The following is a 473-nucleotide window of genomic DNA, read 5'->3' as shown; positions in this document are numbered from 1 at the left end:
CTTGGGCACCCTGGGGGTCATGACGGGCGGCGTGGGCGTGGCCAACGCGGGCGGCATCGGCACGCTGGTCAGCTACGGCGCCATCACCGGCACCAGCGGTGCCGCCATCGACAACCAGGGCACTCTCGTGGCGCTGGGCAACGCCGGCACCATGACGGGCGCCACCAGTGGCCTGCACAACAGCGGGACGGTTGCCCTGTTCGTCAACATCGGGGAGGTCTCCGGCGGCGGCATCGGCATCGACAACAGCGGCGTCCTGGGCACTGTGTTCGCCCAGGCCGGTACCATCGCCGGCGGCACCATCGGCGTCCGCAACACGGGCACCATCGCTCTGCTGGCCAACTCCGGCTTGCTGTCGGGGCCCACGGCCCTGTACAACGGCGCCGGCGCTACGCTGGGCACCATCCTCAACGCCGGCACGATCAGCGGCAACATCGTCAACCTGTCGACCGGTGACCTGGTCATCGCGGGCA

The 473-nt window shown here is 70.2% G+C and carries 1 protein-coding gene; it reads left to right on the top strand.

Annotation, left to right across the window (positions count from 1 at the left end):
• On the top strand, nt 1–473 hold a 473-nt coding region (locus P5F91_RS29080), incomplete at both ends, for a hypothetical protein (protein ID WP_422394507.1).

Origin of the sequence: Nitrospirillum amazonense (assembly GCF_029594735.1) — a bacterium.
Taxonomy (GTDB): domain Bacteria; phylum Pseudomonadota; class Alphaproteobacteria; order Azospirillales; family Azospirillaceae; genus Nitrospirillum; species Nitrospirillum amazonense.
Note: the sequence above shows the minus strand (reverse complement) of the source record. Positions and strands in the feature narration are given on the sequence as shown.